11 protein-coding genes are annotated in these 16407 nt (G+C 71.0%); 4 read left to right on the top strand and 7 right to left on the bottom strand.

Features of this window, described 5'->3' with window-relative positions:
* Positions 1 to 20: 20 nt before the first annotated feature.
* Positions 21 to 1580 carry a L,D-transpeptidase gene (locus WME79_RS21305; protein ID WP_437538473.1) on the bottom strand — a complete coding sequence of 520 codons (1560 nt, stop codon included), beginning with the start codon at positions 1578 to 1580 and terminating at the stop codon, positions 21 to 23.
* A gap of 293 nt (positions 1581 to 1873) precedes the next feature.
* Between WME79_RS21305 and WME79_RS21300 the strand changes: the two genes are divergently transcribed.
* Positions 1874 to 2488: a protein-tyrosine phosphatase family protein gene (locus WME79_RS21300; protein ID WP_437538472.1), complete on the top strand. Its 615-nt coding sequence runs from the start codon at positions 1874 to 1876 to the stop codon at positions 2486 to 2488.
* Here the strand turns inward: WME79_RS21300 and murJ are convergent.
* On the bottom strand, positions 2457 to 4112 hold the full coding sequence (gene murJ / locus WME79_RS21295; protein WP_437538471.1) for a murein biosynthesis integral membrane protein MurJ: 1656 nt from the start codon (positions 4110 to 4112) through the stop codon (positions 2457 to 2459). The two genes, WME79_RS21300 and murJ, sit on opposite strands and share 32 nt — an antisense overlap.
* Positions 4113 to 4172: 60 nt before the next feature.
* On the bottom strand, positions 4173 to 5687 hold the full coding sequence (locus WME79_RS21290) for an alkaline phosphatase family protein (RefSeq protein WP_437538470.1): 1515 nt from the start codon (positions 5685 to 5687) through the stop codon (positions 4173 to 4175).
* Between the two features lie 456 nt (positions 5688 to 6143).
* Between WME79_RS21290 and WME79_RS21285 the strand changes: the two genes are divergently transcribed.
* Together WME79_RS21285 and WME79_RS21280 are read left to right on the top strand one after the other, a co-directional pair.
* Positions 6144 to 7079 carry a hypothetical protein gene (locus WME79_RS21285; protein WP_437538469.1) on the top strand — a complete coding sequence of 312 codons (936 nt, stop codon included), beginning with the start codon at positions 6144 to 6146 and terminating at the stop codon, positions 7077 to 7079.
* Between the two features lie 546 nt (positions 7080 to 7625).
* Positions 7626 to 9200, top strand: a complete 1575-nt coding sequence (locus WME79_RS21280; protein WP_437538468.1) for a sigma 54-interacting transcriptional regulator — start codon at positions 7626 to 7628, stop codon at positions 9198 to 9200.
* A 143-nt stretch (positions 9201 to 9343) separates the two neighbouring features.
* On the opposite strand, the gene WME79_RS21275 is transcribed toward WME79_RS21280, so the two are convergent.
* Together WME79_RS21275 and WME79_RS21270 are read right to left on the bottom strand one after the other, a co-directional pair.
* Positions 9344 to 10858, bottom strand: coding sequence for a phytoene desaturase family protein (locus tag WME79_RS21275; protein ID WP_437538467.1), 1515 nt, complete (start codon positions 10856 to 10858; stop codon positions 9344 to 9346).
* A gap of 16 nt (positions 10859 to 10874) precedes the next feature.
* Positions 10875 to 11771, bottom strand: coding sequence for an isoaspartyl peptidase/L-asparaginase (locus tag WME79_RS21270; protein WP_437538466.1), 897 nt, complete (start codon positions 11769 to 11771; stop codon positions 10875 to 10877).
* Between the two features lie 270 nt (positions 11772 to 12041).
* Here WME79_RS21270 and proS point away from each other — a divergent pair, with 270 nt between their 5' ends.
* A complete protein-coding gene (gene proS / locus WME79_RS21265; RefSeq protein WP_437538465.1) occupies positions 12042 to 13598 on the top strand; it encodes a proline--tRNA ligase in 1557 nt (518 codons plus the stop codon).
* An 80-nt stretch (positions 13599 to 13678) separates the two neighbouring features.
* On the opposite strand, the gene WME79_RS21260 is transcribed toward proS, so the two are convergent.
* Positions 13679 to 14560: a hypothetical protein gene (locus tag WME79_RS21260; RefSeq protein ID WP_437538464.1), complete on the bottom strand. Its 882-nt coding sequence runs from the start codon at positions 14558 to 14560 to the stop codon at positions 13679 to 13681.
* A 149-nt stretch (positions 14561 to 14709) separates the two neighbouring features.
* Complete coding sequence (locus WME79_RS21255; protein ID WP_437538463.1) at positions 14710 to 16320, bottom strand: serine/threonine protein kinase; 1611 nt, start codon at positions 16318 to 16320, stop codon at positions 14710 to 14712.
* Positions 16321 to 16407: the final 87 nt, after the last annotated feature.

Genomic DNA, 16407 nt, shown 5'->3' with positions numbered 1-16407 from the left:
CAGCGGTGGCTGCGTGAACATCAAGGCCGCACGTGAACGAGGGTTCCTTCCTCCTCGTTGCTGTACACAGCGTGCCAGCCTTCGGGGAGCTCCGGCTCGGCCCACAGGAAGATGCGCCGCGCATCGATGGGCGTCAGCGCGATGTCGTGGAAGCCTTGCGCTTCGCCGACCCCGGCGCCCCAGTACATGCCGGTGATCGCCTGGCCCGGCGCGAGGTCCATCACCCACGGGGCGTCGGTGACGTCGAAGGTGTCGGCGACCTCGCGCGGATCGATGTTGCGCGTGACGTGCTTGCTCCGCACGCGGAAAGTGCCGCGCGCGGTGGACGCGCTCGATTCAGGGTCGCGCAGCTGGTCGCGTCCGGACGAGATCAGCGTCGCATAGATGGGCTTCTGCCCCTCGTAGGCCGTCAGCGTCTGGTTCACCAGGCTGACGTCGAGCCAGCGCTGCGAGCCTTTGGCGAAGTCGGGGAGCTTGGTGCGACGCACGACGACGACAAGGTCCTGCGCGCGCAGCCAGAAGCCGTCGCGCGCCTCCTCGAAGCGGACGCCGTCCACCGTCCTGAACCTGCCCGTGAGCGGCACGCCCGTGTGACGCTCGAGCTCCTCGTCGTTCGCGTTCGCCTTGCCCCGGCCGAGCGCCCACGTGTGAACGTCGTGGCGATGGACGAACGCCACAGGCAGCCCGAGCTTCTCGACATCGAGGCCGTGCCACGGTGATCCAAGCGCGGCCTGGAGCCGGTCGGTCGGGATGAGCCGTCCTTCCGGCGTCACGCCGAACCTGCGTCCGTCGGTCGCTCCCGCCGTGAACGTGCGGGTGATCGCGACCCCGCTGCCTTTGCGCAGCGCCACCGTCTTCAGCGCGGCGCGCAGATCGACGTGAGCGCCGTCCTTTCCGCCGATGTCGATGCCGAGCGCGGCGATGGGCGGGAGCGGCGCGATCGCATCGGCGAGCGGGAAGAGGAAGTATCCGGCCTGGGTCCTGCGCCCGTCCTCGCCGATACCGTCGCCGCGCGGCAGCAGCACCGGGGGCCCGGCGGCGACGCCGCGCGCGTCCAGCGGGACGTCGTTGGCTGACGCGCCGAGCTGCGCGTCGCTGCGCTGCACACGCTCGAGATGGCGATCGAGATCCGGCTCGGCGTGCTGCAGCTCCTCGCGGCTGGGCACCCCGAAATACACCGGGGAGCCCTGGGTTCGCGCGCGACCATAGCGATAGGGGAGGGGCCGCGACACGTCGGGCGGCGCCGGCAAGAGCGCGAGCACCTCGGTGTTCAGCGTCGCGCCGTCGCCTGCGCAGACGAACCCGCGGGGGCGGACCGCATACCATCCGCCGCTGCACCCCGCGCGTCCGTACGGCTCCGTGGACCTCACAACGGCGGCGCCAGGATAGAGCTCGCCGAGCTTGCGTGCGCCCGCCTGCGGACGCGCGAGCACGGGCGTCCCCGCGCGAAGCGCGACGAGCTTGGGGCCGTCCGCGGGCAGCGCGGCGACCTCGAGCGCACCGTCGCTCGCTCCCTCCTTCGACAGCTCCACCGCCGCGCCTGTCGGCTTGCATCCGCACACCGTCAGCGCGACGAGCAAGCTTGCGAGCCGCCCATCGACAAGTAGCGAGCGTGGGATGCCGTCAGGGCGCCGTGGCGCGCAGGGCAGCGGCGTCCGGAGGCGCGGAGGCGAGACCGAGCGGGTGAGATCCGTCGGCATGGAAGCGGGCGGCATCGGCCGACGCATGCCCGGTTCGCGCGCGCTGGGCCAAGTTCCGTGGCGTCGTCGGCGCATCGTCGGTGCGCTCGGTGCGCGTGTCATGGGCGCGCATCATCGGCGCGCGTGCCGCCCGGCCGCTGGCACGACGCCAGCGTCGACGCCATGAGGTGCGCGTGCGCCTTCGCCCTGCGCTGGTGTTCCTCCTGCTCGCGCCGTATGCCCTCGTTTTCTATGCATTCCTGGCGTTGCGCCGCGCCTCCGCGTCGCTCCGGCCGCGGCACCCGTGGCGCACGTGGGTGAGCCCGAACCTCCTGATCGGGGGGTTCCTTCTCCCAGGCGACGTCGTCGAGCTTCGTCGCCTCGGCGTCCGCGCCGTGATCAACGTGTCGCGCGAGCTGTACGATCCGGTGCTCGCGCTGCGCGCGGCGGGGGTCGAGTACCTGCGCATCCCCTGCTGGGACATGTGCGCTCCCACGCTCGAGGAGGCCGCGCGCGGCGTGGCGTTCCTCGAGCGGCATATCGTCGCTGGCCACCGTGTCCACGTCCACTGCGCGAGCGGCGTGGGCAGGAGCGTCACGCTCGCGCTCTGCTACCTCGCCACCCGCGGCGGCATCGAGGTGGGCGAGGCGCTCGCCCTGATCGCGCGACGGCGCCCGCGCGTCGCGCTGCGCCCCGTGCAGCGCGCGTTCGTCGAGCGCTACGTCGCGTGGCACCGGGCGCGCACGGAGGGCCGTGCGCGCGCGGCGCCGCCCATGATCATCTCCGACGGAGGAGGGACTTCAGGCTGAAGAGCCCGAGCGCGGGCGCAGCAACGGCGAAGGCGCCGCCGCACGCAGCGAGGATGAGCGCGGCGCCCCACGGCGCCGCGGCCACGGCCTCGGGCAGCGCCGCCTTCAACGCGGCGCCGCAGCCGACCGATATCGCGGCGAGCAACGCCACGCGGACGATCCGGATCTGATCCAGCCCGAGCCCGCCGATCTCGCGCCGCACGCGGTGCCCGAGGGCGATCGCCTCGACCCATCCTGCGATGACGGCGCCGAGCACCACGCCGAGCACGTCGAGCCACCGCATCAGGAGGAGCGCGACGGCGGTGCTGACGACCACGCGATAGAGCGCGTAGCGGGCCGGGGTCCTCGTGTCCCCCAGCGCGAACGAGGCGGTGATCAGCACGCGTCCGGCGGCGTTCCCGAGCAGCGCGAGCCCGTAGGCGCACACGAGCGGCTCGACCCGCGCAGTCGACGCCTGGTCGAACGTCCCGGTCTGCAGCAGCAGCGTGATGAGCTCCCGCCCGAGCACGATGAACACGGCCGCGGCCGGCACGGTCAGCACCGTGATCCGCGCGAGCGACGCCCCGAGTCGGCGCGACAGCGCCTCGTTGCGCCGCGCGACGTCCGCTTCGGCCGTGTCGCGCGCCATCTCGGGCAACGCGACCGCCGCCTCGCCGACGCCGAGGATGCTCATCGGCAGGAGGTAGACCGTCTGTGCGTAGTTGAAGGCCGCGTTCGCGCCGGCGCCGAGGAAGCTCACGAGGAGCGTGTCGACGAGCCCGGACACCTGGATGATCCCGCGGCCGAGCAGCGCGGCGGGCAGCTTCCGACCGGCCTCTCGGACGCTCGGGTCGCTCGTGTCGAGGCGCGGCGTGAGCCTGCCGAGCAGCGAGCGCGCCGATGGGAGCAAGAGCGAAAGCTGCAGCGCCGCGCCCACGAGCGCGCTCCACGCGAGCGCCTCGGCCAGCGGCTCCCCGCGCATGCCGAGCCACGCGCCGCACGCGAGCAGCCCCGCGATCTGGGCGGCGCTCCACGCGACCGGCGCGGCGTAGGGGAGGAAGAACCGCCGGTGCGCGTTCAGCACGCCGAGCCCCCACGCCGAGAGCACGAGCAGGCCGGTCATCGGGAAGATGATCCGGACGATCCGGGTCGTGCTGGCGAGCTTGTCGTCGTTGAAGCCTGCCGCGACCAGGAAGGACAGCCACGGGGCTGCGAGCACGCCGGCGAGCGACGCGACCGCCGCGGCGACGAGCAGTAGCCCGAGGGCGGAGAGCGCAAAGTGCGCCGCGCGTCGCGTGTCGCCGGCCGCGCGGAGGCGCGCGTAGACGGGGATGAAGGTCGCGGAGAGCGTCCCCTCGCCAAGCAGGTTCTGGGTGATGTTCCCCGCACGGAACGCCGCGGCGAGCACGTCAGCGAGCTCGGATGTCCCGAAGAAGTGCGCCGTCACCCGCTGGCGGAGCAGCCCGACGAGCCGCGAGAGGATGATCCCAGCGGTGACCATCGCCGACGAGCGCGCCGCGCTGGTCGCCGTCTCCTGCCCGGCCGCCGGCGGGCCTGCGCTGGCGGCCTGGGGCGCGCCCGGGGCTGCGCTCGCCGGCGTGGTCCCTGCCTGTAGGGCGGCGGGCGGATTGAGATCGGGCGGCACGGCGGCGCTTCTATCAGACCTCCCGCCCCCGGGCGACCTCGGCGCCGGCTGGCCGGCGCCTCAGTCCCTGAGCCTCGCGGCGCCGAGCCGCTCCGCGTGCGCCAGCACCCGCCGGGCGATGGCCGGACCCTCGCCCCGGCGGTCGAGGTGCCGCGGGATGAGCCCGCGCTCCGCGGCCTCCCACAGCTCCGGATGGGAGATCCCGGGCTCGGCGCGCGAGCGCAGCCGCGACAGGGAGACGTCCATCTCGGGCAGCAGGATCGGCTCCTGAGGATCGCTGAGGAGCGCCGGATCGATGCAGCACGAGAGATCGTTCGCGCCGGCGGAGCGCGCGTTCAGCGAGGGGAGATCGAAGCGCGCTTCCAGCGTACGGATCACCGACGCGTGGTCGAGCACGGTGCTCACCGCGCAGCCCCTCCGGACGAACGGGCCCGCGACGAGCGACGGCACCCGGAACCCGAGCTGGGTGAACAGGGGATCGCCGTCCGTCGTCGTCGGCGGCGCGACGTGGTCGAAGAAGCCCCCGTGCTCGTCGTAGGTGATCACGAGGAGGCACTGGCCCCACTGGGGGCTCTTCGCCAGCGCGTTGTAGATGCTGGCGATGAGCACCTGTCCGAGCTGCACGTCGTGGTCCGGGTGATCGTCGTTCGCGGTGGCGCCGAAGAACTGGGGATCGATGACGGAGAACGAGGGGAGGAGCCCCGCGGCCGCGTCCTCGAAGAAGCGCTCGATCCCGGAGACGCCCTTGAATTTGAAGTACGCACCCGAGCACCACGGGACGTCGTGGAAGTAGTTCCTGCTCGAGATCCCTGCGTCGCTCAGCAGCTCGAACACGCTCGTGAAGCCGGTGACCGGCACGTTCCGCGAGACGCCCCTCGACGTGGCGCCGTGCAGGAAGAACCGGTTCGGCCAGGTCGGGCCGAGCACCGAGGAGAACCAGCGCTCGCAGATCGCCGACGCGTCTGCGAGCGCGTAGAGGACCGGCAGCTGCTCCCGCACGTGATAGCCCATGACGTCGCGCTGGTCCGGCCCTGCGTGCGCGATGACGAACCCGTCGTTCCTCCCTTGATTCCACTGCGTGTGGGCTGCGTCCCAGCTGTGCGGCGGGTCGGCGGGCGTGAAGTTGTCGAGCTGGAAGGGCGAGATCTGCGTCCCATCGAGCGCTCGGTTCGACTCTGTGCCTGTCAGACCGTCGATCTGCCGGCCCTCTTTCAGCAGCAACGAGCCGAGATAGTGGTCGAAGGAGCGGTTTTCCATACAGAGAACGACGATGGTATTGATGGGCGCCAGCAGCTCCGCCGGGCTCAGACCTCCCGTCTCTGCGCAGCGATCCGGAGCGCCGCCGGCATCGCCACCTTCCGGCTGTCCCGAGCTGACTGCTTCTCCTGAGCCACCCGCACCACCGGCGCCTTCGCTCTCGTCCGCGCTGCCTGAGCTCGGCGGGGCGTCGCCGAGCAACATCGCGCCCTCTGGGGTGCTGCATCCGAAGGCCGAGGCGCCGAGCGCAGCGCCGAGCCCGGTCAGCACATGGCGGCGGGTCAGAGGATCACGCGTCGAACCATTCCGTTTGTTCATCACGCACAGGATTCCCACGAACGCGGTTCCGAGGAAGGAATTTTGGCCTCCTCCAGAGGTGACGAATCGTCCGCTGCGTAATCGATGTAGCGGACGTAGCGGACGTAACTGAAGCTGATGTAACCGCTGTAATGGACATAACTGATGTGATGGGCATAACAAGCGCAACGAATGTGAGCGGATGTGACGGATGTGGTCGACCTAAAGGGATCAGCCGATGAAGTCGAAGTAGCGGGAGCAGCCGGCGTAACGGGCGTAGCGGGCGTAACTGGCGTAACGAGCGTACCGGAGAAAACCATTCTTTTCGCGAGGTCGGCAGGGTGGTATGGGTAAAAAACGCGGGGGTCTACGTCTACAAACTGTCACCTTCCGATGAGCTCCAATCCACTTCCACCTACTCCCGGCCGGCAAGCTACCGTCGCGAACGGCCGGCCGCTGCGGTTGTGCATCGTGGACATGAACAATGGCCACGTGAACCAGGCGATGCGCTGTCTACGCGGGCTCGCCGCGGGCTTCTTCGAACGCGTTCAGGCGCGCAATCCGGGCCTATCCTGCGAGGTCGTCGAGGTGTCTCCCAGAGACACCAACGCACCCATCCCTACGGACTGCGATCTGTACCTCGCGTCAGGGGGGCCCGGCTCTCCCTTTGATGGGGAGGGCGAGCCCTGGACGCGAGATTTGGGGCGCTTCGTGGACGGCGTCGTCGAGTCGGCGATCCAGGGAGGCGCGCAGCGGCGTGCTCTCTTCGCGATCTGCTACTCGTTCGAGCTCGTCGTCCATCACTACAAGCTGGCCGACGTCGTGCCGCGCGCCGATCGCAAGTTCGGCGTCATGCCGATCTACACGACCCCCGTCGGCCAGCAACACCCGCTGCTGGCGCCGTTTGGGGACCGTCTCTTCGCGTTCGAGCACCGCAACTGGGAGGCGGTGAACCTCGACGAGCGCCGGCTGAGCTCCCTCGGCGGTCAGCTCCTCGCCCGCGAGAGCCGTGACGGCATCTCCAAGGGTCGGGCGATCCTCGGGCTGGAGGTCGCGCCCGGCGTCGAGGCGGTCCAGTTCCACCCAGAAGCGGATCGCGCCGGCGTCATGAGCTGGTTGGCGCGCCCTGAGCAGGCGGCTGCCTTCAAGGCGACCTATGGAGAAGTGACCTACCTTGCGATGCTGCGCACGCTGGACGATCCTCGACGGCTTGCGCGCACCTACGCGCTCGTCATTCCGGGCTGGCTCGGGCGCTGCTTCAACGAGATCGCCGGTCCCCGTGGCTATGCGGAGCTCCCATCGCTCGAGGACCTCCCGTGCTCGCGCTTCAACGCGCACTGCAGCGCCGAGGAGTCGTCCGCGCCGCCCGCGCGATCGCTCGGCTCTGGCGAGCGCGTTGTGCGCGAGATCTGAGCGGAGCGCTGAGGCAGCCTGCAGAAGTATGCGTCCGGGGACTACACCGTAGAAACGAGAGAGAAAGAACTGGGACGTAGAGGCAGCCGAGGCGAAGTCAACAGGACCGTGAGGGAGAGAGGAAGAGAGGGAGAGAAGAAAGGAGAGGAAACAAAGCGGTAAGAGGAAGAGAAGGGAGAGAAGGGGTGGAGAGCAGTGCGGCTCAGTGGGCCGCGTGCCGCATGATGCGATGCGATGCGATGCGATGCGTGCGCGTGGCGCGTGGCGCTAACCGTCGCAGCGCCGACGAAGTGCTGCTCGCGCCTTGCGCGCCGGGCAACCTCTGCCTTATGGTCATAGGATAACGGGACGAGCGCGAGCAGGGCTCGCGGGCCAACATTTGGAGCCGGAGGCTCCTCGGGCACGCATGAGAGAGAACGCATGAATCACTCGCGTCCGGCCGCTCCGACGAGTCTATCTTCGCCGGACGTCCGCCAGCCGGGCGCGTCTGAGGAAGGCCACGCTGGCGTCGACTTGCCTGTGGAGACCAAGGTCGCACGGCCATCCATGCAGCACGACGACCTCGGAGCACAGGACGTCCAGGTTGAGTCGCAGCTGGGCGTGACGGACCCGATCGCCATGTCGCAGGTCCGTGATGCGTTGACGCAACTGAGCCGCGAGCGCGGGACGCAGCCGCACGTGCTGCTCATCATCTACCACCGGCAGGGCGCCGAGACGGTGCGGCTGACGGAGGGGGTCGGCGTCGTCATCGGCCGCGATCCAAGCGCCGATGTCGCGATCCCCGAGCGCAGCCTGTCGCGACGCCACGCGCGCTTCACGTTCCAGCGCGGCGACGTGCTGATCCAGGATCTCGGCTCCACGAACGGCACCTTCCTGAGCGGGCAGCGCGTCGAGCACGGCGTCTTGAAGCCCGGCGACGAGGTGATGCTCGGGGAGATCACGGCGTCGCTGCGCGTGATCGCGAGCGCCGAATTGCCGGTGCTGAACCTCGACGCGCTGGACGGGCGTCGTGGCGTCCCGGAGCGGAGAAAGATGCCGAGCATCGAGAACCTCGTGGGCGGACCCACGCCGGTGGGCGGGTTGCGCACGGTCGGCGACGAGGGGCTCGTGATGCGCAGCCCCGCGATGCGCCCGGTGCTCGAGACCGCCATGCGCCTCGCGCGCTCGTCCGCGCCTGTGCTGCTCCAGGGCGAGACGGGGACCGGCAAGGACGTGCTCGCGCGGCTGATCCACGAGGCGGGCCCCCGTCACAAGATGCAGATGATCCGCGTCGGATGCAGCGGCGTGCCCGCCCAGCTCCTCGAGAGCACGCTCTTCGGTCACGAGGCCGACGCCTTCCCCGGCGCGAGCCACGCGCAAGAGGGCGTCTTCGAGGCGTGCGCGGGCGGCACCGTGGTGCTCGACGAGGTCGGCGACCTCCCGCCCTCCTGCCAGGCCGCGCTGCTGCACGTCCTCGACACCGGTCGCATGGTCCGCGTCGGCTCGACCAAGGAGATCGAGGTGGACGTGCGGATCGTCGCGACCACGTACCGCGATCTCGAGGCGATGTGCGAGGCGGGCACGTTCCGTTCGGATCTGCTCTACCGGCTCAACGCGGTGCCGCTGCGCATCCCGCCGCTCTGCGAGCGGCGCGAGGACATCGGACCGCTGGCGCAGCGCTTCCTCCGGCAGGCGAGCGAGGTGCACCGCAGAAACGTGCGCTCGCTCGATCCGGAGACGCTCGCGCTCCTGGAGCAGTACCCCTGGCCGGGCAACGTACGCGAGCTGCGTAGCGCCATCGAGCGCGCCGTCGTCATCGCGCGGGGGCATGTCATCACCCCGCTCGACCTGCCGGAGAGCATCCACTCCCTCTCGGCGCCCAAACGCTCCACGCCGCTGCCGGATCGGACTCCTGTCGAGCTCGCAGGGCCGCCCAGCTCGGCGCCGGCGATCGGGCTCAAGGCGCAGATGGACCGTCTGGAGACGGAGATCATCCTCGATGCCCTCCGCGGCACCAACGGCAACCTGGCGATGGCCGCCCGGCGGCTCAGGATGCCGCTGCGCACGCTCCAGGAGAAGATCGCGAGCCACGGCCTGAAGCGCTCCGACTACCGGGACGGCCCGTCGTCGCGGTCGAAGTAGCGAAGCGCGGCGCCTTTGGAGCGGGGTGCAGGTTCGTGTGATGCGGGCTCAGCCGCTAGGCAGGCGAGTGAGGCGTACAAAAGTACGCCGCAGCGAGCCGAACGACGCGGCTGAGCCCGCAGCGCACGAAGATGCGCCCCGCGCTAGCCTTCGTCCTCCAGCACCGCCAGGGCTGCATTGCGCCCGCACGCGCCGTGCACCCCGGCGCCGGGGTGCGCATAGGACGAGCCCAGGTAGAGGCCGCGGACCGGCGTGCGGTAGCGGAAATAGGGGAACACCGGCCGGAAGATGAGCTGGTGCCGGATGTCGGCCGAGCCTCCGCCGAGGTCGCCGCCGATGAGGTTTGCATCCATGGCCTCGAGATCGTCCGGCGCCCAGATGGTCCGGGCGATGATCCTCTGCCGGAAGCCGGGGGCGAGCTCCTCGATCCGCGCCTCGATGCGATCGGCGAAGCGCTCGCGCGAGTCCGCCCAGCCGCCCTCGATGGAGGAGGGGACGCGAGAGTAAGCCCACAGGGTGTGGCGGCCGGCCGGCGCGCGCGTCGGATCGACCAGCGACTGCTGCCCGATCACGAGATAGGGGTGCTCGGGGAGCGCCCCTGCGCGCACCTGCCGCGTGAAGGCAGAGAGATCGTCGAGGCTGTCGCCCGCGTGCACGACCGCCGCGCGCGCGGGGTCCTCGTGGGACCACGGCGTCGGGCCATCGAGCGCCCAGTCCATCTTGAAGGTGCCGAACCCTTGGCGAAACCGGCGCATGGCGCGCTGCACCCGCTCAGGAACCAGCTCAGACGCGAGCAGGCGGAGGTAGAGCGTCGGCGCGGCGAGGTCGGCGACGATCGCGCGGCGGGCGCGGATCTCCTGGCCGTCCTCGAGCCGGACCGCGACCGCCCGTCCCTGGCTGGCGATGATCTGGTCGACGCGGGCGCCGCAGCGGAGGACGCCCCCGCGCTCCTCGACGCGCCTGAGCAGGGCGCTCGTGATCGCGCCGGCGCCGCCCTCGGGCACCGCGAAGCCGCCGCTCGATGCGAGCACGGTGAGCATGAAGCCGACGATCGCTCCGCAGGGATCATCCGGGCCCACGTCGGTGTGGAGGGCGAGCCCGGGGACGACGCGCCGGGCCGCCTCTGTCCGGAAGGTGCGCGTCGCGAAGCCACGTCCGCTCGAGAGGGCCACCTGCGCGAGGCGGAGCAGGTTGAGGGGCCCGAGCCGGAGCAGCGGCCCGAGTGCGGGCGGCGTGGACAGGAGCGCGTTCAGCAGCCGCTCGCGGGTGGCCGCGTGCCAGCCGGCGATCCGGCGCCACGCAGGGCCGTCTTCGCCGAGCGACCGCGCCGTCGCCTCGACGTCCCGCGCGATCGAGGCGCACGTCCCGTCGGGCGCCGGGTGAGCGCTGTCGATCGGCGCGTGCCGCCACACGAGGCCGGCCCCCGGCAAATCGAGCGGCACCAGCGCCGGGCTCGTCTGCCCGAAGGGGAAGAACGCCGCGCCGAGATCGTGGCGGAACCCCGGGAGCGTCACCTCGCGCGTGCGGACCGCGCCTCCCGGCTCTCGCTCGGCTTCCAGCACGAGCACCGAGAAGCCCGCGCGGGCGAGGTACGCCGCCGCCGTGAGGCCGTTCGGCCCCGCGCCCACCACGATCGCATCAGGGTCTCCACTCTGCATCGTCGTCTGCGGCTCCTCAGCCCACGAGCTGCGCGCTTGCCATGGTGCGGTTCGAGGCGATCGCCTGGCCGCTCCGCCCCACCACGAGCACGCCGACGGCGAGCACGTCGGGGAACATCGCGACGCCGCGCTGCGCGGCGCGAGCGGGCGCGACGCCATCGGCGAGCCAGTCATAGACGGTCCGCGCGAGGAAGCGGCGCGCGATCTCCTCGCCCATGCCGGTCGCCGCCACGGCGCCGTGGGGGCCGGCGTAGATCCCTGCCCCCAGGAGCGGCACGTCCCCGACGCGGCCGCGGAGCGCGTAGGTCGACCCGCCCGTCGACGCCGCGGCGGCGAACCGGCCGTGCGTGTCGCGCACGACGGCCCCGACGGTGTCGCACTCGATCGGCTCGGCGTCGAAGTTCCAGAACCGCGTCGCCGTGAGCGCATGGAAGCGCGCCGCGTCGTTCGTGGTTTCGTCGTCACCGCCCTCGCCGCGCAGCGCCGCGAGGGCGCGGGCGTGCTTTCGGCGCGCCTCCTCGGTGACCGGATCGTGATCGGCGAACCCCAGCCGGCGAGCGAACGCCGTCGCGCCGGCGCCTGCGAGGAGCAGGTGCGGCGTCTCCATCACCTTTGCGGCGACCAGGACGGGGTTCTTCACCCGCTCGATGCACGCCACTGCGCCGAACCGTCCATCGCTGGCCATGACGGCCGCATCCATCTCGATCGTCCGCCCGTCGAGGCGGAGGTTCGAGCCCGTCCCGGCATTGAAGCGTGGGTCGTCCTCGAGGCGCGCGGTCGCCCCGATCGCCGCGGTGAGCGCATCTCCGCCCGCGTCCAGCGCGCGGCGCGCCTCGTCGGCGGCCCTGGCGCAGCTCTCCGAGCCGCTCTGCGGCGCGGTCACCCCGCCGTGCGTGAGGATGACGTAGTTCACGTCGTTCTCCTGCGCGTACCACGACGGCGCGCCCGCCGCGAAGGCAGCCTGGCGCGCGGCGGCCGGTGGGGCGAGCGGCTTCGCTCCAGCCAGCGGGAGGGCCGCGCAGCTCCGGAGCTGGGACCGCTGCGCTCGACACCCTGCCGCGCTCCTGATACGTCGCGCGCTCAGCCCGGAGCGGGGCCGGCGCCAGCCGACCGTCCGCAGCGGGACGAAGGCGGCCCGGTCGAAGGCCGCCGGCCAAGCCGCCCATCGAGGAGAGCAGAGACCGTGGCCAAGAACGAAGCGCCCAAGACCGCCATTACGCCCACCCGCAACGAGGACTACCCGGAGTGGTACCAGCAGGTCGTGCGCGCGGCCGACCTCGCGGAGAGCTCCCCGGTCCGCGGCTGCATGGTCATCAAGCCGTGGGGCTACGCGATCTGGGAGAACATCCAGCGCGAGCTCGACAGCATGTTCAAGGCGACCGGGCACAAGAACGCCTACTTCCCGCTGTTCATCCCGAAGTCGTTCCTCGAAAAGGAAGCGGAGCACGTCGAGGGGTTCGCGAAGGAGTGCGCCGTGGTCACCCACCACCGGCTCGTTCCTGGCCCTGGCGGCGGGCTCATTCCCGACCCTCAGGCCCGGCTGGAGGAGCCGCTCATCGTGCGCCCCACGTCCGAGACGATCATCGGCGCGGCGTTCGCGAGCTGGGTGCAGAGCTACCGGGATCTCCCCTTGCTGATCAACCAGTGGGCGAACGTCGTGCGCTGGGAGCTCCGGACGCGCCTGTTCCTGCGGACGGCGGAGTTCCTGTGGCAGGAGGGGCACACGGCGCACGCGAGCGAGGCCGAGGCGCGCGAGGAGACGCTGCGCATGCTCGGGGTCTACGCGACGTTTGCGCGCGACTTCATGGCGATGCCCGTCCTTGAGGGTCCGAAGACGGCGAGCGAGCGCTTCCCCGGGGCGGTCGATACCTATGCGATCGAGGCGATGATGCAGGACCGGAAGGCCCTGCAGGCCGGGACGAGCCACTTCCTGGGGCAGAATTTCGCGAAGGCGAGCGGCATCAAGTTCCAGACCAAGGAGGAGACCGAAGAGTACGCCTGGACGACGTCCTGGGGCGTATCGACGCGCCTCGTCGGTGGGCTGATCATGACCCACAGCGATGACGACGGCCTGGTGCTCCCCCCGCGCCTCGCGCCCGCGCACGTCGTGATCCTGCCCGTTTACCGGGGCGACGACACGCGCGCCAAGATCGACGAGTACATCGACGGGCTCGCGAAGGAGCTCCGGGCGCAGCGCTTCGGCGAGCGCCGCGTCGAGGTCGAGATCGATCGGCGCGACATCCGCGGCGGCGAGAAGCAGTGGGAGTGGGTGAAGAAGGGCGTCCCCCTGCGCATCGAGATCGGGCCGCGCGACGTTGACGCCGGCGTGGCCGTGGTGATGCGCAGGGACCGCTCGCCGAAGGACAAGTCGAGCCTGGCGCGCGGGGAGCTTGTGGGGCGCATCACGGAGATCCTTGGCGACATTCAGGCGACGCTCTATGCGCGCGCGCTCGCCGTGCGCGACGGCAACACACACGTGATCAACAGCCGCGCAGATTTCGACGCGTTCTTCGCGTCGACCGGGGGCAAGGAGGCGCAAGGCGGGTTCGCGCTGGCGCACTGGTCCGGCGATCCGGAGATCGAGACAGCGGTGAAGGATGCGCACAAGGTGACCATCCGCTGCATCCCGACCGGCGGGTTCGAAGGGGCGCCCTGGGCCGACGCGGTGACAGGTGAAGGGCAGTGCATCTTCACCGGCAAGCCCAGCCCGCGGCGCGTTGTGTTCGCGAGGTCGTACTGAGACGCGGCGGTTCGCCGAGCGCGCGTCGGCGCGTTCCCTCACCGAAAAGACGCCGCGCGCTTCCTCGCAGCAGCGGCGCCTCAACGGTGAAGGGCCGGGAGCACGTGCTCCGCCAGGATCGCAGGGAGCAGCCGTAGCTGCGCGCAGTGCTCCCCGGGGCCCGCTCCGGCGTAGCCGCGCACGTAGAGGCTGCCGCCGTCGTACATCCGGGTGAGCCGCAGCGCGTCTCCTGCCTCCTCTGCGCGGTCGCCGGGCGCAGCTGAGCGGGCGTCGTCCCCGCTCGAGCTCACCGCGATGGGGGTGGCTCCGAGCTCGCGAAGAAGGAACGTGGCCGCCTCTTTCGTGGACGCGTAACCGCTGGTCGGGATCTCGGTGTGCGTCAGGTAGAAGACCGGCGCGCCGCGCGCGGCGGCGTTGGCCAGCGCCACGTAGGGGGCGAGCTGCCCCTGCGCGAGCGACGTCTGCCCCGGCATGTAGGAGCCATAGAGGGAGTCGAGCAGGATCAGCGCATCCACGTGGCTGCTCCCGCGCTCGATGATCCTGCCGATCGCGCCGGACCCAGCGCTCCAGGACGACAGCACCAGGCGGCGCATGTGCGCCCCCGCGTTCCCGGATGCGCTCTCGACCTCGCGGTCGATCGCCTGGAGCAGCGCGTCCCAGCCGCCGCCCTCGAGGGCGCGCGCGTACTCGCTCGATCGGGTCCCCAGGTCGACCCCGGCGATGACCAGATCCATGCCCCTCGGAGCCAGCACCTTCCGGACAGGCTCGGCGCCGTGGAAGTGGATCAGAACATCGTAGCCGCCATCCGAGCGAATCGCGTGCGCCGGCGGGACGAGGAGCCTGCCCAGCGGAAGCGGGCGCCAGCGCTCGTAGACGCCGAAGCCATGGTCGGTAAAGCCGCACCCCGGTTGCGCTTCGTGCTCGTCGAGCGCTGCGCGCTCGGGCTCACCGCCCCTGGGCAAGGGCGACGGTTCCGCGGACGCGCTCGCCTGCGCCGGGGTCGGCGAGGCGCTGGACGCTCGGCTCCGCCGCAACAGCAGGGCGCCGCCGACGACGCCCAGGCTCGCTGCCAGGAGGAGCGCGTCGCGGAGCTGCCGCGCCCTGCGGCCGCTCAGAACCCGGGATTGGTCACGGTCGGTACCCACTTCGTCGAGGGACGCTTGCCCGGGGTTGTTCTGCGCGCGCTGGTGGCGCTCGATCCAGCGGCCGTCGCGCTCGGCGTCGCGGCGGCCGTTGCGCCCTTGGCCGTCGGGTCCGGAGCGCTCGCCTCGGGGGCGGATTGAGCAGCCACGCCGCCGTGGTCGGCCAGGAACGTGGGTGCGCTGTCCGGCCTTGGCGTTGCGCCCGTCGTGGCTGCGGTCGCCGCCGGGCCAGCGCCGTGAGCATGCACCACGAGCTGCTCGGACGCGCTCTGCTGCGGCGCGGGCCGCCGGAGCCACATCACCCCGGCGCCCAGCAACGTGATCAGCGCGAGCGCAGCCGCTGCCACCCGCGTCCCCGAGCGGCGGCGCGCCGCCGGGACCTCGATCGGGCCCAGCTGAGTCTCGTGGCCAGGCGAGCTCGGGATCAGCGACTCGGATGTCAGCGCCGGCCGCGAGGGCGCGGGGGTGCTCCGACGAGGCGCGGGGAGCTGGGCGCTCGGGTGACCAGGAGGGAGCTGCGTGAAGAAGAGCTCGCTGATGCTGTCACGAAGGAGCATCACCTCGGGCGGGTGGGAGGCGCGCTCGTCGAGCATGCGGACCGTGTCGCGCAGCGCTGCGCGCCGGCGCTGGTTGCGCTCTCCCAGGAGCCCGCGCACGAACGCTCCGACGTCGTGGTCCGTCACCGTCGGCTCCTTGGCCAGCACGGCCTCCAGCGCGCTCTCCAGCTCGAGCATCGTCTGGTATCGCCGCTCCGGCTCCTTCTGCAGGCACTTCATCAAGACCTGGTCCAGCTCGGGCGGGAAATCCGGGTTCTTCAGGCGAGGCGAGAGCGCCGGTCGCGAGGTGATGTACTTGAGCGTGAGAAGGTCGTTCTCTGCGGCGAAGGGGTGCTCTCCCGTCGTCAACTTGTAGAGCACGATCCCCATCGCGAAGACGTCGGTGCGCCGATCGACCCGCTCGCCTCGCGCCTGCTCCGGGGACATGTACGGCACCTTGCCCTTGATCTGTCCCGCGGTTGTGTCGTTGTGCGTGCGGTTGGTGGCCTTGGCGACCCCGAAGTCCACGAGCTTCACGTGGCCGTCGTACGTCACGAGGATGTTCTGGGGTGACACGTCGCGGTGCACGAGCCCGAGCAGCTGGTCGTCGTTCTGCGGGTCCCGGAGCTCGTGCGCGGCGTGCAAACCGAGGCAAGCGCGGCCGAGGACGCGGAGCGCGATGCGCAGCGGGATGGCCACGCCGCTCTTGTTCGCCGCCTTCGCGATGACCGACAGCGCCTCGCCGTCGACCCACTCCATCACGATGTAGAGGACGTCGTTCTGCTCGCCGAGGTCGAGGATCTCGGCGACGTTCGGGTGATGGATCCCCGAAGCGAGCCTCGCCTCCTCGAGGAACATCTTCTCGAACTGGGGATCATCCGAGAGCGACGGCAGCATCGTCTTGATGGCCACCGTCTTCTGGAAGCCACGACGACCCTTGTGGCGCGCGGCCCACACCGTGGCCATTCCCCCCTGCGCGATGGGCAGGAGGAGCTCGTAGTGCCCGAGCTCCTTTCCCGGCAACAGCTGGGGTTGGGGGATCATGACGTCGTGCGGCGCGCTCCTGACCGATACGCGTGGACCTCGGAAGCTCGATCAAGTCTAGCCATCCGGACCCTGCGGTCACGATGT

Origin of the sequence: Sorangium sp. So ce726 (genome assembly GCF_051521405.1) — a bacterium.
In the GTDB taxonomy this organism is placed as follows: domain Bacteria; phylum Myxococcota_A; class Polyangia; order Polyangiales; family Polyangiaceae; genus Sorangium.
This window is presented reverse-complemented; position numbering and strand designations above follow the sequence as displayed.